The 24,483-nt window shown below is 71.8% G+C and carries 24 protein-coding genes; 16 read left to right on the forward strand and 8 right to left on the reverse strand.

Going from position 1 to position 24,483, the window contains the following annotated elements:
• Positions 1 to 29 precede the first annotated feature (29 nt).
• Genes ACWCSU_RS26950 through ACWCSU_RS26975 form a run of 6 tightly spaced genes read left to right on the forward strand, consistent with a single transcriptional unit; the run spans position 30 to position 6,089 of the window.
• Positions 30 to 986 (forward strand): carbohydrate ABC transporter permease, encoded by a 957-nt coding sequence (locus tag ACWCSU_RS26950; RefSeq protein ID WP_449938558.1) that lies wholly within the window; start codon positions 30 to 32, stop codon positions 984 to 986.
• Positions 983 to 1,813, forward strand: coding sequence for a carbohydrate ABC transporter permease (locus tag ACWCSU_RS26955; protein ID WP_357695863.1), 831 nt, complete (start codon positions 983 to 985; stop codon positions 1,811 to 1,813). Before ACWCSU_RS26950 ends, ACWCSU_RS26955 begins: the two co-directional genes overlap by 4 nt.
• A complete protein-coding gene (locus ACWCSU_RS26960; protein WP_397042488.1) occupies positions 1,810 to 3,219 on the forward strand; it encodes a GH1 family beta-glucosidase in 1,410 nt (469 codons plus the stop codon). The genes ACWCSU_RS26955 and ACWCSU_RS26960 overlap by 4 nt, the downstream gene beginning before the upstream one ends.
• Positions 3,200 to 4,198, forward strand: a complete 999-nt coding sequence (locus tag ACWCSU_RS26965) for a LacI family DNA-binding transcriptional regulator (protein WP_357695859.1) — start codon at positions 3,200 to 3,202, stop codon at positions 4,196 to 4,198. Before ACWCSU_RS26960 ends, ACWCSU_RS26965 begins: the two co-directional genes overlap by 20 nt.
• A gap of 53 nt (positions 4,199 to 4,251) precedes the next feature.
• On the forward strand, positions 4,252 to 5,079 hold the full coding sequence (locus ACWCSU_RS26970; RefSeq protein ID WP_449938560.1) for an aldose 1-epimerase family protein: 828 nt from the start codon (positions 4,252 to 4,254) through the stop codon (positions 5,077 to 5,079).
• Positions 5,080 to 5,096: 17 nt separating this feature from the next.
• Positions 5,097 to 6,089 carry a phosphotransferase family protein gene (locus tag ACWCSU_RS26975; RefSeq protein ID WP_357695855.1) on the forward strand — a complete coding sequence of 331 codons (993 nt, stop codon included), beginning with the start codon at positions 5,097 to 5,099 and terminating at the stop codon, positions 6,087 to 6,089.
• Here ACWCSU_RS26975 and ACWCSU_RS26980 read toward each other — a convergent pair.
• On the reverse strand, positions 6,036 to 8,282 hold the full coding sequence (locus tag ACWCSU_RS26980) for a M64 family metallopeptidase (RefSeq protein WP_449938561.1): 2,247 nt from the start codon (positions 8,280 to 8,282) through the stop codon (positions 6,036 to 6,038). The genes ACWCSU_RS26975 and ACWCSU_RS26980 overlap by 54 nt on opposite strands.
• Before the next feature lie 77 nt (positions 8,283 to 8,359).
• On the opposite strand from ACWCSU_RS26980, the gene ACWCSU_RS26985 reads away from it, so the two are divergent.
• The 4 genes from ACWCSU_RS26985 (at position 8,360) to ACWCSU_RS27000 (ending at position 12,960) form a co-directional block, all read left to right on the forward strand.
• Complete coding sequence (locus ACWCSU_RS26985) at positions 8,360 to 9,307, forward strand: LysR family transcriptional regulator (protein ID WP_357695850.1); 948 nt, start codon at positions 8,360 to 8,362, stop codon at positions 9,305 to 9,307.
• Between the two features lie 103 nt (positions 9,308 to 9,410).
• Positions 9,411 to 10,607, forward strand: a complete 1,197-nt coding sequence (locus ACWCSU_RS26990) for an FAD-dependent oxidoreductase (RefSeq protein ID WP_449938564.1) — start codon at positions 9,411 to 9,413, stop codon at positions 10,605 to 10,607.
• A 68-nt stretch (positions 10,608 to 10,675) separates the two neighbouring features.
• The gene (locus ACWCSU_RS26995; protein ID WP_357695846.1) at positions 10,676 to 12,013 is read left to right on the forward strand and encodes a class II 3-deoxy-7-phosphoheptulonate synthase; all 1,338 of its coding nucleotides are present in this window, start codon (positions 10,676 to 10,678) and stop codon (positions 12,011 to 12,013) included.
• A 179-nt stretch (positions 12,014 to 12,192) separates the two neighbouring features.
• Positions 12,193 to 12,960: an SAM-dependent methyltransferase gene (locus tag ACWCSU_RS27000; protein WP_449938567.1), complete on the forward strand. Its 768-nt coding sequence runs from the start codon at positions 12,193 to 12,195 to the stop codon at positions 12,958 to 12,960.
• A gap of 37 nt (positions 12,961 to 12,997) precedes the next feature.
• On the opposite strand, the gene ACWCSU_RS27005 is transcribed toward ACWCSU_RS27000, so the two are convergent.
• A complete protein-coding gene (locus tag ACWCSU_RS27005) occupies positions 12,998 to 13,849 on the reverse strand; it encodes a LysR family transcriptional regulator (RefSeq protein ID WP_449938569.1) in 852 nt (283 codons plus the stop codon).
• Positions 13,850 to 13,875: 26 nt separating this feature from the next.
• On the opposite strand from ACWCSU_RS27005, the gene ACWCSU_RS27010 reads away from it, so the two are divergent.
• Positions 13,876 to 15,294 (forward strand): MFS transporter, encoded by a 1,419-nt coding sequence (locus tag ACWCSU_RS27010; protein WP_449938570.1) that lies wholly within the window; start codon positions 13,876 to 13,878, stop codon positions 15,292 to 15,294.
• Here ACWCSU_RS27010 and ACWCSU_RS27015 read toward each other — a convergent pair.
• On the reverse strand, positions 15,260 to 15,634 hold the full coding sequence (locus tag ACWCSU_RS27015) for a thioredoxin family protein (protein ID WP_357695838.1): 375 nt from the start codon (positions 15,632 to 15,634) through the stop codon (positions 15,260 to 15,262). The two genes, ACWCSU_RS27010 and ACWCSU_RS27015, sit on opposite strands and share 35 nt — an antisense overlap.
• 162 nt (positions 15,635 to 15,796) lie before the next feature.
• Positions 15,797 to 17,500, reverse strand: a complete 1,704-nt coding sequence (locus ACWCSU_RS27020; RefSeq protein WP_449938572.1) for an ExeM/NucH family extracellular endonuclease — start codon at positions 17,498 to 17,500, stop codon at positions 15,797 to 15,799.
• A 106-nt stretch (positions 17,501 to 17,606) separates the two neighbouring features.
• On the opposite strand from ACWCSU_RS27020, the gene ACWCSU_RS27025 reads away from it, so the two are divergent.
• Both ACWCSU_RS27025 and ACWCSU_RS27030 read left to right on the forward strand, forming a co-directional pair.
• Positions 17,607 to 18,977, forward strand: a complete 1,371-nt coding sequence (locus tag ACWCSU_RS27025) for a pentapeptide repeat-containing protein (protein ID WP_357695835.1) — start codon at positions 17,607 to 17,609, stop codon at positions 18,975 to 18,977.
• Positions 18,978 to 19,030: 53 nt separating this feature from the next.
• Entirely contained in the window at positions 19,031 to 20,182 is a 1,152-nt protein-coding gene (locus ACWCSU_RS27030) for a hypothetical protein (RefSeq protein ID WP_449938574.1), read from the forward strand.
• A gap of 47 nt (positions 20,183 to 20,229) precedes the next feature.
• Here the strand turns inward: ACWCSU_RS27030 and ACWCSU_RS27035 are convergent, their stop codons facing one another.
• The 3 genes from ACWCSU_RS27035 to ACWCSU_RS27045 are packed head-to-tail and all read right to left on the reverse strand — an operon-like array spanning position 20,230 to position 21,330.
• Positions 20,230 to 20,661: an SRPBCC family protein gene (locus ACWCSU_RS27035; protein WP_357695831.1), complete on the reverse strand. Its 432-nt coding sequence runs from the start codon at positions 20,659 to 20,661 to the stop codon at positions 20,230 to 20,232.
• Positions 20,654 to 20,980, reverse strand: coding sequence for an ArsR/SmtB family transcription factor (locus tag ACWCSU_RS27040; protein ID WP_357695829.1), 327 nt, complete (start codon positions 20,978 to 20,980; stop codon positions 20,654 to 20,656). The genes ACWCSU_RS27035 and ACWCSU_RS27040 overlap by 8 nt, the downstream gene beginning before the upstream one ends.
• The gene (locus tag ACWCSU_RS27045; protein WP_449938575.1) at positions 20,977 to 21,330 is read right to left on the reverse strand and encodes a VOC family protein; all 354 of its coding nucleotides are present in this window, start codon (positions 21,328 to 21,330) and stop codon (positions 20,977 to 20,979) included. Before ACWCSU_RS27045 ends, ACWCSU_RS27040 begins: the two co-directional genes overlap by 4 nt.
• Positions 21,331 to 21,434: 104 nt before the next feature.
• Between ACWCSU_RS27045 and ACWCSU_RS27050 the strand changes: the two genes are divergently transcribed.
• Entirely contained in the window at positions 21,435 to 22,118 is a 684-nt protein-coding gene (locus ACWCSU_RS27050) for a permease prefix domain 1-containing protein (protein WP_449938576.1), read from the forward strand.
• Here ACWCSU_RS27050 and ACWCSU_RS27055 read toward each other — a convergent pair.
• Entirely contained in the window at positions 22,110 to 22,445 is a 336-nt protein-coding gene (locus ACWCSU_RS27055) for a helix-turn-helix transcriptional regulator (RefSeq protein ID WP_357695823.1), read from the reverse strand. The genes ACWCSU_RS27050 and ACWCSU_RS27055 overlap by 9 nt on opposite strands.
• 89 nt (positions 22,446 to 22,534) lie before the next feature.
• On the opposite strand from ACWCSU_RS27055, the gene ACWCSU_RS27060 reads away from it, so the two are divergent.
• Together ACWCSU_RS27060 and ACWCSU_RS27065 are read left to right on the forward strand one after the other, a co-directional pair.
• Positions 22,535 to 23,704 carry a cytochrome ubiquinol oxidase subunit I gene (locus ACWCSU_RS27060; RefSeq protein ID WP_449938579.1) on the forward strand — a complete coding sequence of 390 codons (1,170 nt, stop codon included), beginning with the start codon at positions 22,535 to 22,537 and terminating at the stop codon, positions 23,702 to 23,704.
• Between the two features lie 10 nt (positions 23,705 to 23,714).
• On the forward strand, positions 23,715 to 24,479 hold the full coding sequence (locus tag ACWCSU_RS27065; protein ID WP_364094542.1) for a cytochrome d ubiquinol oxidase subunit II: 765 nt from the start codon (positions 23,715 to 23,717) through the stop codon (positions 24,477 to 24,479).
• Positions 24,480 to 24,483: the final 4 nt, after the last annotated feature.

Genomic DNA, 24,483 nt, shown 5'->3' on the forward strand with positions numbered 1-24,483 from the left:
GGCCGGGCTTGCCGCCGAAAGGTCTGTTCATGAGCTTCGACTCCCATCCGCGGCCGGTGCGGACGAACCGCCGCCGTGCCCGCCCTCCCGGCCGCCTCTGGCGTTCACGACTTGACGTCAAGGCCATGCCGTACGCCCTGGTCTCCCCCTACTTCCTGCTGTTCGCCGCCTTCGGGCTGTTCCCGCTGGCCTTCACGCTCTACTACTCGCTCTACGACTACGACCTGGCCGGCGACACCAAGTGGGCCGGGCTGGGCAACTACGCCGCGCTGCTGACCGACGAGGACTTCTGGAACGCCGTCACCAACACCGTCGGCATCTTCCTGCTGGCCACGATCCCGCAGATGCTGATGGCCCTGTTCCTGGCCAACGCGCTGAACAAGAAGCTCCGCTGGCGCCTGCCGATCCGCATGAGCGTGCTGCTGCCGCTGGTCACCTCGGTGGTCGCGGTCGCGGTGGTGTTCACGCAGCTGTTCGCCCGCGACTGGGGCCTGGTGAACTGGGTCCTGGGCATGTTCGGCGGCGAGAAGATCAACTGGCGGGCCGAGCGCTTCCCGTCCTGGCTGGCCATCGCCGCGATGGTCGACTGGCGCTGGACGGGCTACAACGCCATCATCTTCCTGGCCGGCATGCAGACGATCCCCAAGGACCTGTACGAGGCGGCCTCCATCGACGGCGCGTCCCGGCGGCGGCAGTTCTGGCAGATCACGCTGCCGATGCTGCGCCCGACGATGATCTTCGTGGTGCTCAACTCCACGATCGGCGGCCTGACGCTGTTCTCCGAGCCGACCACCTTCTACAACGGCAACGTGGACGGCGGCTCCCAGGGCCAGTTCCAGACGGTGGCGATGTTCGTCGTCAAGCAGGGCTTCCGCGAGTTCGACTACGGCTACGCCGCGGCCGCCGCCTGGCTGCTGTTCCTGCTGATCCTCATCGGCGCGGCCGTCAACTTCCTGTTCGTCCGGCGGATCGGAGGCGCCAAGTGACCGCCTGGAAACCGACCGTCATGACGCGGGTCATGCTGGGGGTGGCCATCTTCCTGTCGGCGTTCCCGCTGTACTGGATGCTGGTCATCGCCTCGCGCACGAACTCCGACGCCGTGGCGGTGCCGCCGAAGTTCCTGCCCGGGGGCAACCTGGGCGAGAACATCGTGGCGGTGCTCAACAACGAGGACGCGCACTTCCTCCTCGGCCTGACCAACTCCTTCATCAGCGCGGCGATCGTCACGGTCTCCGTGGTGATCATCTCGACCCTGGCCGGGTTCGCCTTCGCCAGCCTGCACTTCAAGGGCCGCAACATCCTGCTGCTGCTCGTGCTGCTGACGATGGCGGTGCCGTTGCAGCAGATGGGCGTGGTCCCGCTCTACCGCATGATGGTGAGCCTGGAGTGGACCGGCACGCTCAAGGCGATCATCCTGCCGTACCTGCTCAACGGGTTCGGCGTGTTCCTGATGACGCAGTACACGCGTCAGGCCGTGCCGAACGAGCTGGTCGAGGCGGCCAGGGTGGACGGCGCGGCGACGCTGCGGATCTGGTGGAACGTCGTGCTGCCGGCCGTGCGTCCGGGCATGGCGGTGCTGGGCATCAACACCTTCATGCTCATGTGGAACGACTACATGTGGCCGCTGATCGTGCTGACCCCGGACAACCCGACCGTGCAGATCGCCATCAATTCGCTCAACGCGCGCTACTCGACCAGCTACTCGCTGATCTTCGCGGGTACCGCGCTGTCCATCATTCCGCTCATCGCGGTATTCGTCGCATTCGGCCGCCAGATCGTCGGCGGACTCATGGAAGGTGCGGTCAAGGCGTGACGACACAAGAGGAACAGATTCGTCCCGGGCTGCGCTTCCCCGCCGGCTTCGCGTTCGGCGCGGCGACCTCGGCGTACCAGATCGAGGGCGCGGTCACCGAGGACGGGCGCGGCCCGTCCATCTGGGACACCTTCACCAAGACGCCGGGCCGGGTGCTCAACGGGCACCACGGGGACGTGGCCATGGACCACTACCACCGCTACCGGCAGGACGTCGCCATCATGGCGGAGCTGGGCCTGACGGCCTACCGCTTCTCGGTGTCCTGGCCCCGGGTGCAGCCGACCGGCTCGGGCGCGGTCAACCAGAAGGGCCTGGACTTCTACAAGCGGCTCACGGACGAGCTCCGGCAGAACGGCATCGACCCCTGGCTGACGCTCTACCACTGGGACCTGCCCCAGGAGCTGGAGGACAAGGGCGGCTGGCCCAACCGCGACACGGCCTACCGTTTCGCCGAGTACGCCTCGATCGTCCACGAGGCGCTGAAGGACCACGTCCACACGTTCAGCACGGTCAACGAGCCATGGTGCGCCGCGTTCCTCGGCTACGCCTCGGGCGAGCACGCCCCGGGCCGGCGTGAGCCGCGCAACGCGATCAGGGGCGCGCACCACCTCAACCTCGCCCACGGCCTGGCCGTCCAGGCGATGGACGCGCGCCGCGTCGGCGGCTGCGTCAACCTGTACGCGATCTCCCCCGAGACCGGCAGCGAGGCCGACCTGGAGGCGGCCCGCCGCATCGACGGCCTGCAGAACAGGTTCTTCCTGGACGCGCTGCTGACCGGCCGCTACCCCGAGGACGTCCTGAACGACATCCCGATCGACGACGACCTCGTGCAGCCGGGCGACATGAAGATCATCAACGCTCCGATCGACGTGCTGCTGGTGAACTACTACAGCCGCTTCACCGTCTCCGGCGCGCCCGGCGGCAAGGCGTCGGCGGCGGCGGCCCCCACGGACACGGCCTCGCCGTGGGTGGGCAGCGAGCACGTCTCGTTCGTCAACGGCGGCCGGCCGGTCACCGCGATGGGCTGGGAGATCGACGAGGGCGGCCTGGTGGAGGTGCTCACCCGGGTGGCGCGGGACTACCCGCCGATCCCGATGGTGGTCTCCGAGAACGGCGCCGCCTTCGACGACGTGCTGGCCGACGGCCGCATCCACGACGCGCAGCGGCAGGCGTACGTGGAGGCGCACCTCGGCGCGTGCCGGGAGGCGATCGACGCGGGCGTGCCCCTGCAGGGCTACTTCGCCTGGTCGCTGATGGACAACTTCGAGTGGGCCTGGGGCTACGGCAAGCGCTTCGGCCTGGTCCACGTGGACTTCGACACCCAGGAGCGGCTGCTGAAGGACAGCGCGCACTGGTACTCGGAGATCATCCGGCACAATAGGCGACATGAACCGACCGACTCTTGAGGCAGTCGCGGCCCGGGCCGGTGTGGGCCGGGGCACGGTGTCGAGAGTCATCAACGGCTCGCCGAACGTCAGCGCCAAGGCCCGCGAGGCCGTCGAGCTGGCCATCCGCGAGCTGGGCTACGTGCCCAACAGGGCGGCGCGTGCTCTCGTCACGCGCCGCACGGACACGGTCGCCCTGGTGGTGTCCGAGTCCCAGTTCCGGGTCTTCGACGAGCCGTACTTCGCGGGCACCATCCGCGGCATCGGCTCGGCGCTGGCCGAGACCGGGCTGCAGCTGATCCTGGCGATGGCGCGCTCCCCCGAGGAGCACGAGCGGCTGGAGACCTACCTGACGGGGCAGCACGTCGACGGCGTGCTGCTGCTGTCGCTGCACGGCGCCGACCCGCTGCCGGGCAGGCTGGAGGAGATGGGCGTACCGACCGTGCTCGGCGGCAGGCCCGTCGGCCTCGACCCCTACAGCTTCGTGGACATGGACAACCGGGCGGGGGCCAGGCAGGCGGTCAAACACCTGCTGGGCCTCGGCCGGGCCGCGATCGCCACGATCGCCGGCTCCCAGGACATGGGCGTGGGCGTCGACCGTCTGGCCGGCTACCGCGACGCCCTGCTGCCCTCGGGGCTGCCGGAGATCGTGGCCTTCGGCGACTTCTCCGAGGAGAGCGGCGCCACCGCCATGCAGGAGCTGCTGGAGAGCCATCCCGATCTCGACGCCGTCTTCGCCGCCTCCGACCCGATGGCCCTGGGCGCGATGCGCGTGCTCAAGGCCGCGGGCAAGGCGATCCCGGGCGACGTGGCGGTGATCGGGTTCGACGACTCCAAGGCCGCGCTGCACGCCGACCCGCCGCTGACCACCGTCCACCAGCCGACCGAGGCCATGGGCCGGCAGATGGCCCAGCTCCTCGTGGCCCGCATCAACGGCGAGGAGCTGCGCCAGCCCGTGGTGATCCTCGACACGCACCTGGTTCGCCGAGAGTCGGCCTGACCAGGGGATATCCTGGCCCGGCTGCTCGCAGGCCCGACGAAAGGACCTTCTCCGTGCCCCAGCTCGAAGGCGGCGGCTACACCGCGCAGATCAGCCCGCGTGGCGCCGCGGTCAGGACGCTCAGGCACGGCGGGCGCGACCTGGTGACGACCTGGCCCGAGCAGGGCCCGGTCCCGTACTTCGCGGGCACCGTCCTTGCTCCCTGGCCCAACCGGGTGGGCGGCGCCCGCTACACCTTCCAGGGCCGCCCGTACCAGCTGGAGGTGACCGAGGCCGACCGCGGTCACGCGCTGCACGGCCTGGTCGCCGTCGTCGACTGGAAGGTGGCCGAGGCCGAGGCCGATCGCGCGCGCCTGACGTACGAGCTGGCCGGGGCCCCCGGCTACCCGTTCACGCTGGCGCTGTCGGTCGAGCACCGGCTCGGCCAGGGCGGCCTGACCACGACGGTCACGGCCCGCAACGCCGGCGAGGCCGACGCCCCCTACGGCTGCGGGCCCCACCCGTGGCTGCTGGGCGAGGAGCTGGAACTGCCCGCCGCCCGCTACCTGGAGACCGACGACCGGCTGCTGCCGGCCGGCCTGGCCGACGTCGCCGGCACCCCGTACGACTTCGGCAAGCCGCGCCCGGTCGGCGACACCGTGATCGACCACGCCTTCACCGGGCTCGACCGCGGGGAGGTGCGGGTCGGCGGGGTGCGGCTCGCCTGGGACCCGGCCGTGCTGCCCTGGGTGCAGGTCTGCACGAGCCGGCAGCTGGGTTACGAGGGCGTCGCGGTCGAGCCGATGACCTGCCCGCCCGACGCCTTCAACTCCGGCACCGACCTGGTCGTGCTGCGGCCGGGCGACGAACACGTGGCGAGCTGGACGATCAGCGCCGCCTGAACCCGGAAGGGGCCCACGTGGACAGTAGGACCAAGCGCCGCTTATCGCCCGCCGAGCTCGACGCGCTGGCCCGGCGGGCCGTGGGGGCGGGCGTCTTCACGGCCACCGAGCTGACCGACGGCTACGCCAACGCGGTGTGGCGGCTGACCCTGGAGGACGGCCGCGAGGTGGTGCTCAAGCTGTCGCCCTCGCCCGATCTCGACCAGCTCAGCTACGAGCGCAACCTGCTGCGCATGGAGGCCGCCGCCTACGAGCTGGCCGCCGCCGCGGGCGTGCCGATGGCGGAGCTGCTGGTGGCCGGGTTCGACGACCCGGTGCTGGGCGGCGACTACCTGATGCTGAGCGCCCTCGACGGCGTCTCCTGGAACGACGTCAAGCCCGAGGGCGAGCGGGCGCTGCGCCGGGAGCTCGGCCGCCACCTGGCCGCGTTCAACGCGGTGACCGGCGAGGTGTTCGGCTACCCGCACGCCGGGATCGTCGGCTCGACCTGGCGGGAGGCGTTCCTGGCCATGGTGGGCGCGCTGCTGGCCGACACCGAGCGCTACCCGACGCCGCTGCCCCGCCCGGCCGCCGAGATCATGGCGGCCTTCGAGCGGGCCGCGCCGGTGCTGGACGAGGTGACCACGCCCTGCCTGGTGCACTTCGATGTGTGGGCCGGGAACGTGTTCCTCGACCTGACCGGCGAACCGCGCATCCAGGCGATCATCGACCACGAGCGGGCGTTCTGGGGCGACCCGATCGCCGAGTTCGTCACCCCGACGATCTTCGACGAGCTGCGCGAGGACGACCCGCTGCTGGCCGGCTACCGCGAGGTGACGCCGCTGGAGCTGACCGCCTCGGCCCGCGCCCGGCTCGACCTCTACCGCGCCTACCTCTACCTGATCCTGCTGGTGGAGAACGGACCCCGGCAGTACCCGGAAGCCGAGTACGCCAGGGTCCGTGATCTGGCCGTCAGCTCACTGGCGGAGGTCCTGGACCGCCTCGTACGGCTTCCCCTTGACGCCCGCTGACAGCTTGCCGCACTGACCGCCGCCCGCGCCGTTCACCTGGTTCGGCACGCCGAGGTCGGCCGGCGCCGGGGTGTTGCCGGTGCAGGCGAGCGCGCCCTTGACCGTGACGCCCGACAGGATCGGCGCGGTGTTGCCGGTGAGCACGGCCGCGCCGCGCAGTTCGCCGCCCACGACGGTGAGCTGCCGCGCGCCCGTGACGCTGAGCGCGCCGTCCACGCGGGTCCTGATCAGGTGCACGGCGGCGGGCCCGGCGGCGGTGAGGGTGCCGCTGATCCGGCCGCCGTCGGTCACCAGCGAGGCGCCCGCCTTGACCGTGACCGGGCCGGTGACCTGGGCGTCCTTCAGGCAGGTGACGCCGTCGGCCACGGTGAGCGGGCCCCGGTGCGTGCCGGTGACCGTGCGGTCGCAGGCGGGCGGCGGGGCGATGGTGGTGACGGTGAAGCTCTTGGCCTGCCCGTAGTTGCCGGCGGCGTCGATCGAGCGGTATTCGACGGTGTGCCGGCCGCGCGGCAGCTTGCCGTAGACGAGGGAGTCGATGACCGTGCCCTCCTCGGTGAACGTCCAGGGCAGTTCGGAGGAGGTGGGCCAGCCGAAGTAGTTGAACCAGCCGTCGCCGTCCACCCGGGACTCCGAGACCACGTACCCGTCGCGGTCGTCGTCGCCGGTGAGCTTCATCGTGAACGGGGCGTTGTAGACGTAGGTGTCGCCGGAGCGGGCGAGCGGCTCGGACAGCTCGTACCCGGTGGTGGGATCGGCGGCGTCGACCTGCCAGGTCAGCGTCGTGCCGCCGAGGGTGGCCGTGAGGGTGTGCGCGCCGGGCGTCAGGCCGGCCGCGCCCAGGTCGAACTCGGCGCCGGTGCCCGCCTGCCTGTCACCGTCCAGCGTCCAGGTGACGGCGGGGACGGCCGCCGCCGGGTGGGTGGTCTCCACGTAGACGACGGCGGCGCGCCCGGCCGGGCGGTCCGTCGGCGTGGACGACACGATGCCCGCCTGGACGCCGTCGGGCGGCGTGGTGAGCGTGGTGTCCACGGTCCAGGTGCGCGTCCTGGTCATGGCGGCCCTGACCGCCGGGTCCCGGACGAACTCCGTGGGGTCGGCGACGGTGGCGGTGACCGTGTGCGTGCCGGGTGCCAGGCCCAGGGTGCGCAGGTCGAGGACGTCGGCGTCGCCGGGCAGGTTCTTGCCGTCCACGGCCCAGGTGGTGGTCAGCGAGTGCCCGGCCGGGCGCATCGGCTCGATCCAGAGCACCCGGTCGGCCCCGACGGGCGCGGACGTGGGCGCGGAGTCCTGGATCAGCATGGTCTTGGCGGTGATGCGCTGGGTCATGACCTCGCGGCTGACCTGGTCGAAGTAGTAGCCGAGGGTCTTCATCATGGAATGCCTGCTCGGCCGCCACACGCCGCTCGTGTAGTACATGCCGCCCTCGAAGCGGGCGATCGGGCCGCCGGACTCGCTGTCCTCGCCCAGCCACCGCCACCACTTCCTGCGCTGGTCGAGCATCTGCTGCTCGGTCAGCAGGCTGTGGTGCGCGCTGGACGGCTCGGAGCCGCCGTAGGTCCCGCCGGGGACGCCGCGCTGGTAGTAGTCGTACTCGTCCTGGAGGCCGCCCAGGGAGTGGCCGAGCTCGTGCGGGCTGATCAGGGCGGACATGGAGTTGCTGCCGGAGGCGGTGGCGTAGCTGCCGCCCGCGCCGCCGTAGGTGCCGCTGTTGGCCAGGGCGAGGATCTGCCGGTTGCCCGACGTCGTCCCGGTGACCAGGTTGGCGAAGCGGGTGGCGGCGGAGTTGTCCATGGTGATCAGGCGCTGCACGCTGCCCGGGTTGCACCCTCCCCAGAAGCCCATGCTCAGCGGGGTCGTACGGCGGGGCGCGTCCAGGCCGGGGTCGCAGCTCACGCCGGACTCGCCCGAGACGATGTCGATCCGGTAGACGTTGATGTAGTCGCGGTAGGTCTTGAAGGGCTCGATCGACCACATCACGTTGAGGTGCCGGTCCACGTCGGCCCGGAACTTCGCCTGCTCGGCCTCGGTGTAGCCGTCGCCCATGACGATCAGGTTGAACCGCTTGGCGGGGGCGCCGGTGACCTGGACCGGCACGACCGTGGCCGCTCCGGGCCCGTCGGCGGCCGCGGACGCGTGGGCGGATGGGACATATAAGACGGCGGCGGCCAGCACCAGGGCCGCGAATTTACGCATGTCATGCACTATCGGCCCGAAAGGTGCAGGAGTCTCATCCCATAAGGGCATAACTCCGGAGTGATAGCTTCTGCGGGATGCAGCTCGAACTGAGACATCTCAGGACGCTGCGCGCCATCGCCGACCAGGGCAGCGTGACCAGGGCCGCGGCGGCGCTCGGCGTCTCCCAGCCCGCGCTCACCGCCCAGCTGGGGCGGATCGAGCGCCTGCTCGGCGGCGCGGTCTTCACCCGGGACCACCGCGGCGTGGCGGCCACCGCGTTCGGGGAGTTCGTGCTGGCCAGGGCTCGGGTGGTGCTCGCCGGGGTGGACGATCTGCTGGCGGCGGGGCCGTACGAGCTGGCCGGGCAGTCGATCCGGGTGGGCAGCTTCGAGAACCCCGTCGTCGTGCCCCTCGTCGCGAACCTGGCGGGCGCGCTGCCCGAGGCGCGCATCACGCTGCAGACCGAGCACTTCGTCCGGGTGCTGGTGGACATGGTGGCCAACGGGCGGCTCGACGTGGCCCTGGTGGCCGACTACCCCGACCACGAGCTGCGGCCCAGCCCGGCCATGGGCATGGGGGTGGTGGCGGTCGAGCCGGTGTTCGTGGCGCTGCCCGCCGCCCATCCGCTGGCCGGGCGGACGGAGGTGGAACTGGCCGAGCTGGCGGGCGAGCCGTGGGTGCTGCCGCCGCCCGACGGCATGGGGTGGCCGGAGCACCTGCTGGAGGCGTGCGGGCGGGCCGGGTTCACACCGCGCGGGCGGTACCAGCTCGTGGAGGCCGGGGTGCGGCGGGAGCTGATCGCGGCCGGGCACGCGGTGTCGGCCTGCCAGGCGCTCTACGACCCGGGTGAGCGGGTGGCGGTGCTGCCGCTGCGCGGGAACCCGCTGTGGATGCGGCAGGTGCTCATCTGGCGGTCGTCGTTCGCGGCGCACGCGCCGGCCCTGCTGGAGAGCGCCCGCGCCGCGCACGCCGCCGTCGCTGCCCGCAGCACGGCGTACACCGCCTGGACCGCCCGCTACGGCCGCCCGCCCCTCACCTCCTGAGCCGCTCCTGACGCGCGGTGCCCTCCACCCTTCGGCACGCCGGAGGGGCGGAGGGCTTGCCCATTTCCCCGGAGAGGGAGACAATCTCATTGGGTGATGAATTATGACGTGTGTAATAGCCGGAGGCGGTCCCGCCGGGGCCGTGCTCGCACTGCTGCTGGCCAGGGCCGGCGTCGAGGTGACGCTGCTGGAGAAGCACGCCGACTTCCTGCGTGACTTCCGAGGCGACACGATCCATCCCTCCACCCTGCGCGTGCTCGGCGAGCTCGGGCTGGCGGAGGAGTTCCTCAAACTGCCCCACCGCAAGGCGCACGAGCTGAGGCTGGCGACCGACGCCGGTGACATCAGGCTCGCGAGCCTGCGCGGCCTGCCGGGCGGCTACGACTACATCGCGTTCGTTCCCCAGTGGGACTTCCTCACGCTGGTCACGAAGGCCGCGAGCGCGTACCCGAACTTCCGGCTGCTGATGAACGCCGAGGCCTACGACCTGATCCGCGAGGACGGCGCGGTGCGCGGGGTGCGCTACCGCGACCCGTCCGGCGAGCACGAGCTGAGGGCGACCCTGACCGTGGCGGCCGACGGACGGCGCTCGGTGCTGCGCGAACGCGCCGGCCTGGTCCCCCAGGACCTGAAGGCGCCGATGGACGTGCTCTGGTTCAGGCTGCCCCGGCACGACACCGACCCCGACGACACGTTCCTGCGTGTCTCCAGCGGCCACATGATGGTCGCCATCAACCGCGAGACCTACTGGCAGCTCGCCTACCTGATCCCCAAGGGCGGCTACGGGCCACTGACCGAGCAGGGCATCGACGCCCTCAGGCGTCCGGTGGCCACGCTGCTGCCGTACCTGGCGGACCGGGTGGGCCAGATCGAGGGCTTCGACGACGTCAGCGTGCTCACGGTCGCGCTCAACCGGCTGCGCCGCTGGCACCGCCCGGGGTTCCTGTGCATCGGTGACGCGGCGCACGCCATGTCGCCGGTCTTCGGGGTGGGCATCAACCTGGCCGTCCAGGACGCGGTGGCCGCGGCCAACCTGCTCGCCGCGCCGCTCGCCGCGGGCCGGCCGATCACGGAGGCCATGCTGCACCGGCTGCAGCGCCGGCGCATGCTGCCCACGCGGATCACGCAGGCGGCCCAGCGGGTGGTGCAGAACCGGGTGATCAGCGCCGCGCTGGGGCGGCGGTTCGACCCGGCCGGGCTGCCGCGCGACGTGACCAGGATCCCGCTGCTCAACCGGCTGCCGCGGCGTTTCATCGGGTTGGGCGTACTCCCTGAGCACGTAAAGTCTCCCGAAAGCTGATAAATGCATTCTCACAACGTGGACAAGGGGGTCAGTGGGGCCGGGTCAGTGGAATACCCTCGTATCTCGTGAGCAGCAATCTCGTGGATCTCGATTCCTGGCGAGCCCTTCCCGCGGCCCAGCAGCCCGACTGGCCCGATCGCGGTGAGCTCGACAAGGTCGTCGCCGAGCTCGGCGGCCTGCCCCCGCTCGTCTTCGCCGGCGAGTGCGACCAGCTCAAGAGGCAGCTGGCGGCCGTCTCGCGCGGGGAGGCGTTCGTCCTGCAGGGCGGCGACTGCGCCGAGACCTTCTCCGGCGCGACCGCCGACAACGTCCGCAACAAGCTCAAGACGTTGCTGCAGATGGCGATCGTGCTGACCTACGCGGCGAAGGTGCCGGTCGTGAAGATCGGCCGGGTGGCGGGCCAGTTCGCCAAGCCGCGCTCCAAGGGCACGGAGGTCCGCGACGGCGTGGAGCTGCCGGCCTACCGCGGCGACATGGTCAACGGCTTCGAGTTCACGCCCGAGTCGCGTCAGCCCGACCCGTGGCGGCTGCTCAAGGCGTACCACTCCTCGGCCGTGACGCTCAACCTGGCGCGTGCCTTCACCAAGGGCGGCTACGCCGACCTGCGCCAGGTCCACGCCTGGAACCAGGACTTCGTGGGCGAGTCGCCCGCCGGGCGCCGCTACGAGCAGCTCGCCCGGGAGATCGACCAGGCGCTGGCCTTCATGCGGGCCTGCGGGGCCGAGCCCGAGGAGTTCCACACGGTCGAGTTCTACGCCTCCCACGAGGCCCTCATCCTCGACTACGACCGGGCGCTCACCCGCATCGACTCGCGCACGGGCCTGCCCTACGACGTCTCGGCGCACATGGTCTGGATCGGCGAGCGCACCCGCCAGCTCGACGGCGCGCACGTCGACTTCTTCGCCGGCATCCGCAACCCGATCGGCGTCAAGCTCGGCCCGACGACCTCGCCGAAAGAGGCGCTGGCGCTGATCGAGAAGCTCAACCCGGACAACGAGCCGGGCCGGCTCACGTTCATCACCCGGATGGGCGCCTCGAAGATCCGCGAGCACCTGCCCGCGCTGGTCAAGGAGGTCACGGCCGCCGGCGCCCAGGTGGCCTGGATCTGCGACCCGATGCACGGCAACACGTTCGAGGCGCCGAGCGGGCACAAGACGCGCCACTTCGACGACGTGCTCGACGAGGTGGCCGGGTTCTTCGAGGTCCACCGCGAGCTCGGCACGCACCCGGGCGGCATCCACATCGAGTTCACCGGCGACGACGTCACCGAGTGCGTGGGCGGCGGCCACGAGATCGTCGAGGGCGACCTCGCCACCCGTTACGAGACCGCCTGCGACCCGCGGCTCAACCGCGGCCAGTCGCTCGACCTCGCCTTCCGCGTGGCCGAGCTGTACCGGGGCTGAGCACGACGCCTTCCCGGGGCTGACCGCGGTCTCCTCCCGAGGCTGACCGCGGTCTCCTGCCGGGTCCCGCGCGGCGTGTCTCTCCGGGGCGCGCCGCGCGGGCAACCGAACCGAATTCCGGTGCGGGCGGGGTCGACACGGCTATGATCACGCGAAAGACCGAAATTTCGGGAGAAAACGTGGACAGTGCCCCCGAGGGGGTCGACCCCAACGTCCCCAACGTCGCGCGGATGTACGACTACTACCTCGACGGCAAGGACAACTTCGCGGCCGACCGCGCCGCGGCGGAGCAGATCCTCAAGGTGTTCCCCAACACCAAGGAGGCCGCCCGCGCCAATCGCGCGTTCCTGCAGCGGGCCGTCCGGCACCTGGTGGACTCGGGCGTGCGGCAGATCATCGACCTCGGGGCCGGGCTGCCCACGCAGGGCAACACCCACGAGATCGCTCCCGAGGCGCGCGTGGTCTACGTCGACTACGACTCGGTCGTGTGCGTCCACGGCCGGGCGCTGCTGGCCCGTACGGACAACGTCGACTTCCTCCAGGCCGACATCCGCGAGGTCGACCTCCTGCTGGACAAGCTGGGCGCCCTGGTGGACTTCGACCAGCCGGTCGCCTTCCTCATGCTGGCGATCCTGCACTTCATCCCCGACGAGCAGGCCCACCCGATCGTGGCCGGGCTGCGCGAGGCCAGTGTCCCCGGCAGCCACCTGGTGATCAGCCACGCCATCGACGCCAGGCCCGACACCACCCCGCAGGCCCACCAGGTCTACAACCAGGCCACGGCCGCGCTGAGCCTCAGGACCGACAAGGAGATCCTGAGCTTCTTCGACGGTTACGAGCTGGTCGACCCGGGCCTGGTGTTCCCCCAGGACTGGCGGCCCACCGAGCCGCCCGCCCTGACGAGCGGCACGGACGTCGGCTACGTCGGCGTCGCCCGCAAACTCTGACGAACCCACCGGACCGCCCGGGTCGCGGCCTCCGTGGTCAGGGCAGGGCCGCCAGGAGCTGCCGCACCTTGGCCGTCGGCGGCCCGGACGGCACGGCGAGGTGGGTGAGCACCTCGGGCTCGTCCAGGCCGGCGTAGGCGACGCCGCGGATCGGCGGCAGCTCGTCGAAGACCGGGTAGAACAGCGTCCACGACGGCGGCCCCGAGGCCAGGTCGATGAGCGTGTCGTGCAGCCCGGTGAAGGCCGGGCCCCGCGGCGGGTCCACGCCCGCCCGGGCCAGCGCCCCGGTGACCAGGTCATGGAAGGACGGGTTGCGCTCGCGAGGGGCGAGCCGTACGGGCAGGTCGCCCAGCTGGGCGAGGCCGAGCGTGCCGGCCGTGGCCAGCGGGTGGCCGGCGGGCAGCGCCACGACCAGCGGCTCGGTCCAGGCGGGGAAGAACTCCAGACCGGGCGCGCTGTCCACCAGCCGGACGAGGGCGGCGTCCAGGTCGCCCGAGCGGACCGCCGCCAGCCGCTCGGCGAGCCCCTGTTTGCTGAGCCGGACCCGCAGGCCGGGGTCGAGCCGGTCGAGCATCGGGTACAGGCGGGTGCCGGGCGCCCGCGACACGCCGAGCCGCAGGGTGGCTCCCTCCAGGTGGCCGGTGACCGCCCGGCGGGCGCGTTCGGCCGCGGCGAGCACTTCGCGGGCCTCGGGCAGCAGCCGCTCCCCCGCCTCCGTCAGCCGTACGTGCCGGGTCGAGCGGTCGAACAGGCGCGCGCCCAGTTCGCGTTCGAGCCGGCTCACCTGCTGGCTGACGGCGGGCTGCACGATGTGCAGCCGCTCGGCCGCCCGGCCGAAGCCGCCCTCGTCGGCGACGGCGACGAAGTAGGCGAGCTGGCGCAGCTCCACTGGGGCTCCATTCATCATGATCCGTGATGGCTGTCCAGGAGAACGTCTTCTGGTTCGCCCGCTCTTCCCGCGATGGACTGGCCCGCATGAACGGGAGTGGATTGATCGGGATCAGGCTGGGCGCGCTGTTCGGCCCGGCCGTGTTCGGCGTCACGGCGGCCGGGGTCGCCCTGCCGGACGTCGCCGCCGCGCTGGGGGCGCGTCCGGGCGCGGTGGTGTGGGTGCTGACCGCGCACGCCCTGGCGCTGGGCATCGGGACAGCGCTGTTCGGACGCCTGTCGGACGCGTGGGGGGTGCGCCGCACGCTGCTGCTCGGCTCGGCGGTGCTGGCATCGGGGGCGCTGGCCTGCCTGGTGGCGCCGTCGCTGGGCACGCTCGTGGCGGCGCGGGCGGTGCTGGCGGCCGGATCGGGCGCGCTGTCGGCGGTCGCGCTGAACCTGGCGGCCACGACCGAGCCGAAGCGGCGTCATGCGGTGCTGGCCTGGTTCGGCAGCGCGATGGCGGTCTTCTCGGCGGGCGCGACGCTGGCCGGAGGGCTGGTCACCCAGGCGTTGTCGTGGCGGCTCACGCTCGCCTTGCCCGCGCTGGCGCTGGTGGCGGTGCCGTTCTGCCTGCCACTGGCGCGGCGGGCGGGGTCGGGCGGACGGGTGGACGTCGTGGGCGCCGGACTGCTGGCGGCAGCGGTGTCGGCGTTCCTCGTGCTCGTCCAGTCGGCCAATCTGGGGCTGACGTGGCCGGTGGCGGCGCTGGCCGGGGCGGTGGCGGCGCTCGCGGGGGCCGCGCTGGTCCGGCGCACCCGTACGGTCGCCGCCGGGTTCGTCCCGCCCGACCTGCCCGCCGACCGGGTCTTCCGCCGGGCCGCGCTGATCGGCGTCGGCGTGTACGGCGGCCTGTTCGCCACCATGTGGGCCGCCCCGCAGCTCCTGGCCGGCGTGCACGGGTGGAACGTGCTGACGATCGGGGCCTGGCTGCTGCCGGGCGCGCTGGTGGGCGTGGTGCTGGCCAGGATCGCGGGCGGCCGGGCCTGGCTGCTGCCCGCCGTGGCCGCCGCCTTCGCCGCCTGCCTGGTCGCGGCCGGGCTCGCCGAGATGCTCGGCGGCGGACGGACGGGCGCGGTGCTGGTGGTGGTGGCCGCCTCGCTCGGGTTCCCGGCGTTCTCGCTGGCCCAGGTGGTGATCACGGGCCGGATGTCGGCGAGCTTCCCGTTGGAGCGGCGCGGCGGCGCGATGGGCCTGCTGAACCTGACGTTCTTCGTCGGCGGCGGGATCGGGCTGGGCGTGGCGGGGGCGCTGTCACGCGTGCTCGGGCTGCCCGGCACGCTCGTGGTGCTCGCGGTGTTCCCGCTGGCCGCCGCCCTGACGCGGGCCGGGGGACGCGAGGGCCCCGCCGTGCAGGCGGGGCCCGCCGGAGTCAGTTCTGCTCGGCGTTCTTCAGCTCCTCGCTGAGCTCGGTCCTGATCGCGTCCATGTCGAGGGCCCGGACCTGGCGGATGAGGTCTTCGAGGGCCGGGGCCGGGATCGCGCCGGCCTGGGCGAAGACCACGATGCCGTCGCGGATCGCCATCAGCGTGGGGATCGAGGTGATGTCGAAGCCCTGGGCGAGCGCCTGCTCCGCGTCGGTGTCGATCTTGCCGAAGGTGATGTCGTCGTGCTTGTCGGAGGCCGCCTCGAAGATCGGCCCGAACTTCTTGCACGGCGGGCACCACGTCGCCCAGAAGTCGAGCAGCACGATGCCCTTGTCAGCGATGTCGTTGAAGTTCTTCTCTGTTACTTCGATGGTCGCCACAAGTGGCTCCTCGCTCTTCGGTGAAATTGCAACCGTGTCAACCACGTACCCCCCACCAGCATTCCATGCCGCGGCGGCCCTCAAGCCCGATACGGCGGGCGATCTGGAACGCCGAAGGCGCGGCCCGCGGGGCCGCGCCTTCGGCTCGGGCGACGCGTGCGTTCAGTGGCCGCCGGGCAGGGTCAGGCCGATGACCAGCGGGTCGTGGTCGGAGGAGCGGTAGGCGTCCGGCTGGTAGAGGCCGGGCGGGTTGAACTCGGTGTTGTAGTCGCGGATGCGCGGCTCGTCGGAGTTGATGTGCCAGATGGTGGTGCTGGTCACCCGCTTGAGCAGCTGCTTGCCGGCGAAGGCGTGGTCGAGCTCGCCGGCCAGGCCGTCGAACAGGTAGCTGTAGCGCTGCGGCTCGGGCACGAACCGCTTGGTGAGGCTGGTCAGGCCGCCGGCCTCCAGCGTGTCGATCGGGTCCTCCTCGCCGTAGGCGTTGAGGTCGCCGAGCACGAGCGGGTTGGGCAGGTCCTGGTCATCGATGATGCCCAGCAGCGTCTGGGCCTGCTTGACGCGGGTGGGGTTCCAGCAGCTCTGGCCGTCGCCCTGGTCGGTGTCGGGGCCGTCGGCCGGGCAGGAGCCCTTCGACTTGAGGTGGTTGACGATCATGGTGAACGGCTGGCCGCCGCCCTTCCTGCGGAAGGTCTGGATCAGCGGCGGGCGGCTGAAGACGGGGTCCTGGGAGGCCCTGGTCTCGCCGACCGGGGTCAGCTTGCCCGGCTTGTAGATGAGCCCGACCTGGATGAGGTCCGTGCCGGGGTAGGGGTGGGTGAGCGCCGCGTACGTGCCGGCGCCGACCTCGGCGTTGACGGCGTCCACGAGCGCCTGCAGCGCGGTCTGGCCGTTGTTCTCGACCTCCATGAGGGCGACCGCGTCGGCGTCCAGGCCCTTCAGCGCGGCCACCAGCTTGGCGAGCTGCCGCTGCTGCTCGTTGGCGTTGCTCGCGCCGCGTGAGCCGATGGTGGTGAACCAGTTCAGGGTGTTGAACGAGGCCACCTTCACGTTGCCGACCACCGGGAACGGGCGCGGCGTGCGCGGATTGGCGTCCAGGTAGGCGATCGGCTTGGTGGGCTGGAGGCGGTACTCGCCGAACCCGTACCCGAGCACGCCGGTGATGCCCGCGGCCACGGTCCCCGCCCGCGTGACGGGCGGCAGGGTCGCCGGGTTCTCCCGGTTGGAGCCGTCGTCGACGAGCAGCGAGCGGCTCAGGTCGTGGGCGGGGTCCACGCCGCGCCGGTCGGTGGGCTGGTACAGGCGCCCGTGCGCCGACACCGTGACCTCGCCGAAGCGGCCCAGGTTGTAGTTGTCGTCCACGGTGAGCGGCTGCGGGAAGGTGAGCAGCATGTTCTCGACGGACTCCAGCCCCGCCCCACCCGTGGCCGGGGGCAGGGTGTACGGCTGAGCCGCCACGTTGCCGGCGCCGCAGACGTCCACGGCGGTGACCGGGGACAGCTCGGTCCAGCCGTTGTACTCGGTGGCCTTGCCGGTGACCAGGACGCGGTCGCCGACCTTGACGTCCTTGAAGGACTCGCGGGCGAAGACGAACAGGCCCTCGGAGGTCCTCGGGTCGGAGTCGGGCTGCGGGTCCTGCAGGAAGAAGCCGCTGAGCTGGTCGGTCCGCTGGAAGTCGCCGGTCACGACGCCTTCGACCCGTACGGTCTGGCCGGCCAGAGGACTGGCGTCGCCGCTGCCCTGCACCTCGGCGACGCGGCGGTCGGCCGGGGTGTCGCAGGGCGCCGCCGCCGTCTCGGCGAGGGCCGGGGTGGCGGTCAGGGTGCCCGCCACAAGGGCAGCGAGTGCTGCTCGGGATAAAACGCGCATGACCGGCACTTTAGAGGGATTATTGTCCGCATATTTCCACACAAAAGTGGATAGAACATTAAATCATCGAACCTTGACATTGGCGCACTGCGGGTATGACCAGTGCATGGACTGGGTCACCTGCGCGTTTTCTGCTGCCTGCCCCGGAATCGCCCACCAGCCGTCCGGCCTGTGCCTGGCGCATCTGCCGGCCGAGGACCTGCCCGCCGTCCTCGCCCGGCTGTCCCCCGGCAGGCTGCTCGACCTCCGCGGCACCACCGTCACCGCCGACCTGCTCTCGCGGGTCCTGGAGGCGACGAGTCGCAGACCGGGCCGCGCCCGGCTCGACCGGGCCAGGTTCACCGGCGACGTCAGGCTGTCGGGCGTGACGTTCGCCGGTGACGTGTCACTCGACGGGGCCAGGTTCGAAAGGCTGGCCTCCTTCTTCGGGGCGTGCTTCGAGGGGAACGTGTCGCTGGCCGCGGCCAGGTTCACGCGCGAGCTGTCCTTCCACGGCGTACGCGTCCGGGGGCACGTCTCGCTCGACCGGGCCGTGATGTCCCGCGACGCGCTGTTCGGCCAGGCCGTCTTCGAGCACGGGCTCTCCTGCGAGGGCGCCCGGTTCGACGGGTACGCCACCTTCGACGATGCCCGCCTGGGCACCGGCGGCACGTTCCGCGGCGCCAGGTTCGGCCGTACCCTCTCCTTCCGCAAGGTGCGCGGGCAGGCGGGGTTCGAGTACGCGCACTTCGCCGGCGACGCGTACCTGTCGGCCACCGGCAGGCTGTCGGCCGCCCGCGCCCGCGCCGACGGCCTGCTCGACGTGACGGTCGCGCGCTGCGGGGTGGACCTGCGGCGGGTCGAGGTCTCGGGGGCCGCCACCGTACGGCTGACCGACTCCAGCGCCGACCTGGAGGGCGCCGTGCTGCACGGGCCCGCCTCGGTGACCGGCAAGGGCCTGTCGATGCTCAGCTCGCTGCGCCAGGTGGACGCCGACAGCCTCACGCTGACCGGCCTCGACCTGTCGGGGTGCGGCTTCACCGGGCTCATGCGTCCGGCCGGGGTGCGGGTCAGGAACTGCACGTTCGCGCTCACGCCGCGCGGCGTGCGGGTCAGCCTGCGCCGTCCGATGCTGCGCTGGTTCTCGCGGCGCAGCGCGCTGGCCGACGAGCACGCCCTGCGCGGCTGGGACGCCTCCGGCGGCTCGCCCACCACGCCCGACCGGCTGGCCGCCCTCTACGCCGAGCTCCGCGGCCGGGTCGAGGACCGCGACACCTCGGCGGACTTCGCCTTCGCCGCCATGGAGATGCGCCGCCAGGCCGGCGAGCACTGGTGGCTGTCGCTGTCGTGGCTGCTGTGGGGGTACGGCATGCGCCTCGGCCGCGCGGTGGCCTGGTGCACGCTGCTCGCGGCGCTGACGGCGGCGGCGGTGTTGTGGAGCTCCACCTCGCACGCGGCCCGCCAGGCGGTCCACCACAACCCGGTCATCCACCAGTAGCCGGGCGGAAATGCGGTGGCAGGCGGCGGATCGGGCTCGCTAGGGTCGCGCCGGTGAGCATCGATCCACTGCCGCTGCTGTGGTTGTCGGGCCCCACGGGCGCCGGGAAGTCGTCGGCCGGGTGGGAGATCTTCGCCCGGCTCGGCCGCGTCGGCGTCAAGGCGGCCTTCCTCGACGCCGACCAGATCAGCCTCTGTCATCCGGCGCCGGAGGGCGGCACGCATCGCCTGCGGGCGCGCAACCTGGCGGCCCTGTGGCCGGGGTTCCGGCGCGAGGGGATGGACTGCCTGGTCCTGGCCGGTTTCGTGGACACGTCCGAGGAGGTCGGCCAGTACACGTCGCTGCTTCCTGGGGCGGCGTTCACCGTGTGCCGGCTGCGGGTCCCCCACGCGGAGCTGAGGGCGCGGTTCCTGGGGCGGGGCTGGCGTCCGGACCTGGTGGAGGAGGCCGTGGCCGAGGCCGTGGCACAGGACCGCAGCCGGTACGCCGACCTGTGGGTGGACACCGGCGGGCTGACGGCTCCGGAGACGGCCCGGCTGGTGCTCGACCGGCTCGGCGGGTGGCCGCCGACCGTGCCCGCTGCTTGTCCGGCGACCGTACCCGCTGGTTGTCCGCCGACCGCGCCCTCCGGCGAGGTTCCCCTGCTGTGGTTCTCGGGCGCGACGGCGGCCGGGAAGTCGACGGTCGGCTACGAGGTCTTCGGGCGGGTGCACCGGTCGGGCGTGCGGGCCGCCTACGTCGATCTCCGGCAGATCGCCGCGCTGCGCCCGTCCAGTGAGGACGAACGCCGCCGGCTCAAGGCGCACAACCTCGCCGCGCTCTGGGACGGGTACCGGGCGGCCGGGGCCGCCTGCCTGGTCGTCTCCGGCGAGGCGGACTCCGACGAGACCGTCCGCGGCTGCACCCGCCTGCTGCCCGGCCTGGCGCCGACCGTGTTCCGGCTGCACGCCTCCCCCGCCACGCTGCTCGAACGCGTCCTGCTGCGCGGCCGGGGAGGCGGCCCGGCGATCCCCGGCGACGAGCTGAGGGGGCTGGGCGCGGACGCCCTGCGGGCCGTGGCCGCGCGGGCGGCGCGGGAGGCCGCGGCCCTGGAGCGGGCCGGGGCGGGTGACGTGCGCCTGGACACCGACGGCCGCGCCCCGGACGAGCTGGCCTCACAGGCCCTGGCCCACCTGCCACCACCGGGCCCGAGCCCGCTCCGGTGACGGAGCCGGGCGAGATCGTGGTGAGGCGCCGAGCCGGGCGGCCGGGATCAGAGGGTGGCGGCGAGGGACTCGATCGTGGTGAAGTGCCGGGGCCAACCGCCGCCCATGATCCGGCGGGAGAGCTGCTGGGTGGGGTCGTCGGGGTCGAAGCCCTCGTGGTCGAGGAACAGCCGGGTCCCCCGCCCCTCGGGCACCAGCCGCCAGGTGACCGTCCAGTCGGCCTGCTTGCGGTCGCTCCAGCTGATCCGCAGCAGCTTCTCCTCCTCGAACTCCAGCACCTCGCAGTGGACGACGCCGTCGAACCCCACCGCCTTCCTGGGCTGGGTGGTGAAGGTGAACCGGTGGCCCACCTCCAGCCGGAAGTCGTTGGGCATGAGCCAGCGGGCCATCAGCTCAGGGTCGGTCAGCGCCCGCCACACCTTGCGCGGCGGGTGCGCGAGGAACTCGTCCAGCCGGATCGCGGTCCGGTCGTCAGCCATCTTCTTCTTCCATCTCGTCGAGCAGTGCGGAGAGTCCGGCCAGCTTCCCGCGCCAGAACCTCTCGTACGGGGTGAGCCAGTCGCGGATCTCCATGAGCGGCTCCGGCTCCAGCTGGTAGTGCCGTTCCCGCCCCTTGCGGGCCTCGGCGACGAGCCCGGCGTCCTTGAGCACCTTGAGATGCTCCGAGACGCTGGGCCGGCTCAGGTCGAACCGCTCGGCCAGCCGCCCGGCGGGCTGCGGCCCCTCCTGGAGCAGCAGGCGCAGCAGCTCGCGCCTGGCCGGGCTGGCCAGCGCGGTGAAGACGTGGTCGGCGGTCATGCCTGGCTGACCACGAACCCGTTGCCGAAGGGGTCGGCGAAGAGCAGCTGGCGTCCCCACGCCTCGTCGCTCGGTCCTTCGAAGGCGATCTCGTGGGCGGCGAGCCGGGCGGCGAGCGCGTCGAGGTCGGGTGCGGCCAGCACGAGCCCGCCGACGGGGGCCATGGCGGGGAACCAGGAGGCCAGCAGGAGCGTGGTCGCCGTGCCCTTGGGCGCGACGGTGAGCCAGCGGCCCATCGGGAACGGATTGTCGGTGCGCACCTCGAAGTCGAGCACGCCGGTGTAGAAGTCGAGCGCCCGCGCCTGGTCGGCGACGGGCACGGTGACGGTCAGAATCCCGGAAATCAGCATGTGGGCCACTATACGTAGGATTTTTCCGACACATCAAGCAGGGGCGCGAAATATCGGGGACTTCCCTGATAGGCCGACGGCGACCTACTCCGTAGACTGGGATCATGCGGATCGACGACTACGTGGCCGACCTCGATCGCGTGCTGTCCGGCCCCGCCGGCGCGAAGCGCGACCTGGTCGTCGAGGCGCGCGACAGCCTGTCCGACACCGCCGACGCTCTGGAGGCCGACGGGCTCGAACGCGCCGAGGCCGAGCGGCTGGCGGTCGCGGAGTTCGGCCCGGTCACCGAGATCGCCCCGGGCTACCAGAGCGAGCTGACCGCCGTGGCCGGGCGGCGCCTGGGCCTGCTGCTGTTCATCAGCGTCCCGCTGACCGCGCTCATGTGGTCGCTGGTGTGGCGGATCTATCCCGCCGACCCGGCGCTGTGGGTGGGCAGGCCCGCCTGGTACCACCTGCTCTCGCGGCTGCTGGACATCTGCCAGCTCGCGACCGGCCTGTACGGCGGCCTCGCCCTGCTGGCGCTGGGCCGGGGCGCCCGCTGGATCCGCCGCCCGCGCCTGGTGACCAGGTCGCTGGGCATCCTCGTGTGGGGCATGCTGCCGGTCGCGGGCGCCATGAGCCTCGTGCTGTCCTACAGTTCCTCCGGGCCGGGCACGATGACCGACTACCTGCCCGCGTTCCTGGCGAACCTGGTCACGACCGCGTTCTGGGGCCTGCAGATCTACGGCGCGACGCGCTGCCTGCGGGTCACCCGCGCCGGCCGGACCACCGCGGAACCGTCAGCCTGAGGCCCGCGTGTCGGCCTGGAGCACGCTGCCGATCACGCTGGTGAACTCCCGCCAGGCCGACCGCTCCCCTTCGAGCTGCTTCCTGCCCGAGTCGGTCAGCCGGTACGTGCGCCGCTTGCGCCCGCCCACGGTCGCCCATTCGCTGGCCAGGTAGCCGATGCGCTCCAGCCGCCGCAGCGCCGGATAGACGGTGCCGGTGGGCACGCTGAGCGCGCCTCCGCTGCGCTCCTGGAGCGCCTCGATGATCGCGTAGCCGTGCAGCGGCTCCCGCTCCAGCACCGAGAGCAGCAACGCGTCCATGTGCCCGCGCAGCGCGTCTGGATTCATGTCCTAGATCCTAGACAACCGTTTCGCATGTAGGCAGTCTACATGTAGGCTGCCTATATGTAGGTAGACACAACAACGGAGTCGAGGGAATGGACGTACTCGAACTCGCCCGCACGCAGTTCGCGGTGACGGGAAGCCTGCACTTCCTGTTCGTCGTGCTCACGCTCGGGCTGGCGCCGATCGTGGCGCTCATGCACACCCGCCACGTGATCTCCGGCAGCGCGCTGCACGGAGGCATGACCCGGTTCTGGGGTCAGATCTACGTCGTCAACTACGCCCTGGGCATCGTCACCGGCCTGGTGATGGAGTTCCAGTTCGGGCTGTCGTGGAGCGGGCTGTCCGACTACGCCGGAGGCGTGTTCGGCGCGCCGCTGGCCATGGAGACCCTGGTGGCTTTCTTCCTGGAGTCCACGTTCCTCGGACTGTGGATCTTCGGTTGGGGGCGGCTGCCCAAGTGGCTGCACCTGGCCTGCATCTGGCTGGTGACGCTGACCGCGTACGCCAGCGCGTTCTTCATCATGGTCGCCAACTCCTTCCTGCAGAACCCGGCGGGCTCGGTGCTCAGGGACGGCCGGCTGGAGCTGGTCGACTTCGGCGCCCTGCTCACGAACAAGACGCTGGTGTTCTCCTTCCCCCACGTCATCGGCGCGGGGTTGCTGACCGGCGGCCTGGTGCTGGCCGGGGCGAGCGCGTACCAGTTGCGGCGCCGCACGCGGGAGTCGGTGTTCTTCGGCAGGTCCCTGCGCATGGGGGTCGGCGTGGCGTCCGTCGGCGCCTTCCTGGCCCTGGGGTTCGGCTACGCGCAGTTCGGCGGCGTCCAGGAGGGCAAGTTCGACGGGAACACGGGCGCCGCGGTGCCGCTCGGGTTCATGATCGAGATCGGCCAGCTCCTGGCGTTCGTGCTGCTCTTCATCCTCCTGCCGCTCATCTACTGGCTGCCGCGCTGGCGGTGGACGCACGTGGTGCTGATGCTCATGACCCCGGTGCCGTTCGCGCTGGCGATCCTGGGCTGGATGGCCAGGGAGATCGGCCGCCAGCCGTGGATGGTGTGGCAGAAGCTCACCGTCGCCGACGCCCTGACGCCGGGGCTGACCTCGGGCATGGTCACGGCCTCGCTCATCGGGTTCGCCGGGGTGCTGGGGCTGCTGGCGGTCGTCGACTACGTCCTCATCGCCCGGATCGTCCGGCGGGGTCCGCGCGACCTCGACCTCGGCGCGGTCGCCGCCGACGCCCGGCCCGCCCCGGCGATGACCTTCTAGGAGTGCTGACATGGAAGTGATCTGGTTCCTGTTCTTCGCGGTGCTGCTGGCCGGGTACTTCGCACTGGAGGGCTTCGACCTCGGCGTCGGCCTGCTGCTGCCGGTGCTGGGCAGGACGCGCGCCAACCGCGACCGCATGGTGGCCGCCATGGCGCCGTTCGTGCTGGCCAACGAGGTGTGGCTGGTCGCGGTGGCCGGGACGCTGTTCGGCGTGTACCCGCGCCTGGAGGGCGAGGTGCTGTTCGGGCTGTATCCGCTGGTGGTGGCCATGCTGCTGAGCTGGATCCTGCGCGACGCCGGGCTGTGGTTCCGGCGGCGGCTGGACGGCGCCCGGTGGCGCGGCTTCTGGGACGCGATGATCGCGTTCGGGTCGCTGGGGCTGTCGTTCGGCTGGGGCATGGCGCTGCACGCCGCCGCCACCGGGTTCACCTCCTCGCCGGTGCATCCGGTCGGGGTGCTGCTGGGCGTGCTGACGACCCTGCTGTTCGCCTTCCACGGGTGGACGTTCCTGGCCTGGCGGGAGCCGGGCGCGTTCGGGGGCGTGCGGTCGGGGCGGGCGCTGGTGGTCTCGGGGCTGGTCTCGGCGCTGCCGGTGATCGGCCTGCTCGTGGGGGCGATGCCGTTCTTGCTGGAGCACAGCGCGCCGGCGGCTACGTTGAATGTGCTCAGTGTCATGGCGTTGCCGTTCGCGCCGATTATGCTGGGCGCGCAAGTATGGGTATGGCGGACTTTCCGGCCAGGTAAGGGCGCCGTCCCACTCCCCTCGTTCTTCTGAAGGC

Source organism: Nonomuraea sp. NPDC001699 (genome assembly GCF_053596455.1).

What these genes read in the sequence shown, in the direction of transcription:
- ACWCSU_RS26950 (WP_449938558.1), top strand. Translation starts at nt 30, where the DNA reads ATGAGCTTCGACTCCCATCCGCGGCCGGTGCGGACGAACCGCCGCCGT.
- ACWCSU_RS26965 (WP_357695859.1), top strand. Translation starts at nt 3,200, where the DNA reads ATGAACCGACCGACTCTTGAGGCAGTCGCGGCCCGGGCCGGTGTGGGC.
- ACWCSU_RS26980 (WP_449938561.1), bottom strand. Translation starts at nt 8,282, where the DNA reads ATGCGTAAATTCGCGGCCCTGGTGCTGGCCGCCGCCGTCTTATATGTC.
- ACWCSU_RS26985 (WP_357695850.1), top strand. Translation starts at nt 8,360, where the DNA reads ATGCAGCTCGAACTGAGACATCTCAGGACGCTGCGCGCCATCGCCGAC.
- ACWCSU_RS26990 (WP_449938564.1), top strand. Translation starts at nt 9,411, where the DNA reads ATGACGTGTGTAATAGCCGGAGGCGGTCCCGCCGGGGCCGTGCTCGCA.
- ACWCSU_RS27010 (WP_449938570.1), top strand. Translation starts at nt 13,876, where the DNA reads ATGGCTGTCCAGGAGAACGTCTTCTGGTTCGCCCGCTCTTCCCGCGAT.
- ACWCSU_RS27020 (WP_449938572.1), bottom strand. Translation starts at nt 17,500, where the DNA reads ATGCGCGTTTTATCCCGAGCAGCACTCGCTGCCCTTGTGGCGGGCACC.
- ACWCSU_RS27025 (WP_357695835.1), top strand. Translation starts at nt 17,607, where the DNA reads ATGGACTGGGTCACCTGCGCGTTTTCTGCTGCCTGCCCCGGAATCGCC.
- ACWCSU_RS27035 (WP_357695831.1), bottom strand. Translation starts at nt 20,661, where the DNA reads ATGGCTGACGACCGGACCGCGATCCGGCTGGACGAGTTCCTCGCGCAC.
- ACWCSU_RS27040 (WP_357695829.1), bottom strand. Translation starts at nt 20,980, where the DNA reads ATGACCGCCGACCACGTCTTCACCGCGCTGGCCAGCCCGGCCAGGCGC.
- ACWCSU_RS27045 (WP_449938575.1), bottom strand. Translation starts at nt 21,330, where the DNA reads ATGCTGATTTCCGGGATTCTGACCGTCACCGTGCCCGTCGCCGACCAG.
- ACWCSU_RS27050 (WP_449938576.1), top strand. Translation starts at nt 21,435, where the DNA reads ATGCGGATCGACGACTACGTGGCCGACCTCGATCGCGTGCTGTCCGGC.
- ACWCSU_RS27055 (WP_357695823.1), bottom strand. Translation starts at nt 22,445, where the DNA reads ATGAATCCAGACGCGCTGCGCGGGCACATGGACGCGTTGCTGCTCTCG.
- ACWCSU_RS27060 (WP_449938579.1), top strand. Translation starts at nt 22,535, where the DNA reads ATGGACGTACTCGAACTCGCCCGCACGCAGTTCGCGGTGACGGGAAGC.
- ACWCSU_RS27065 (WP_364094542.1), top strand. Translation starts at nt 23,715, where the DNA reads ATGGAAGTGATCTGGTTCCTGTTCTTCGCGGTGCTGCTGGCCGGGTAC.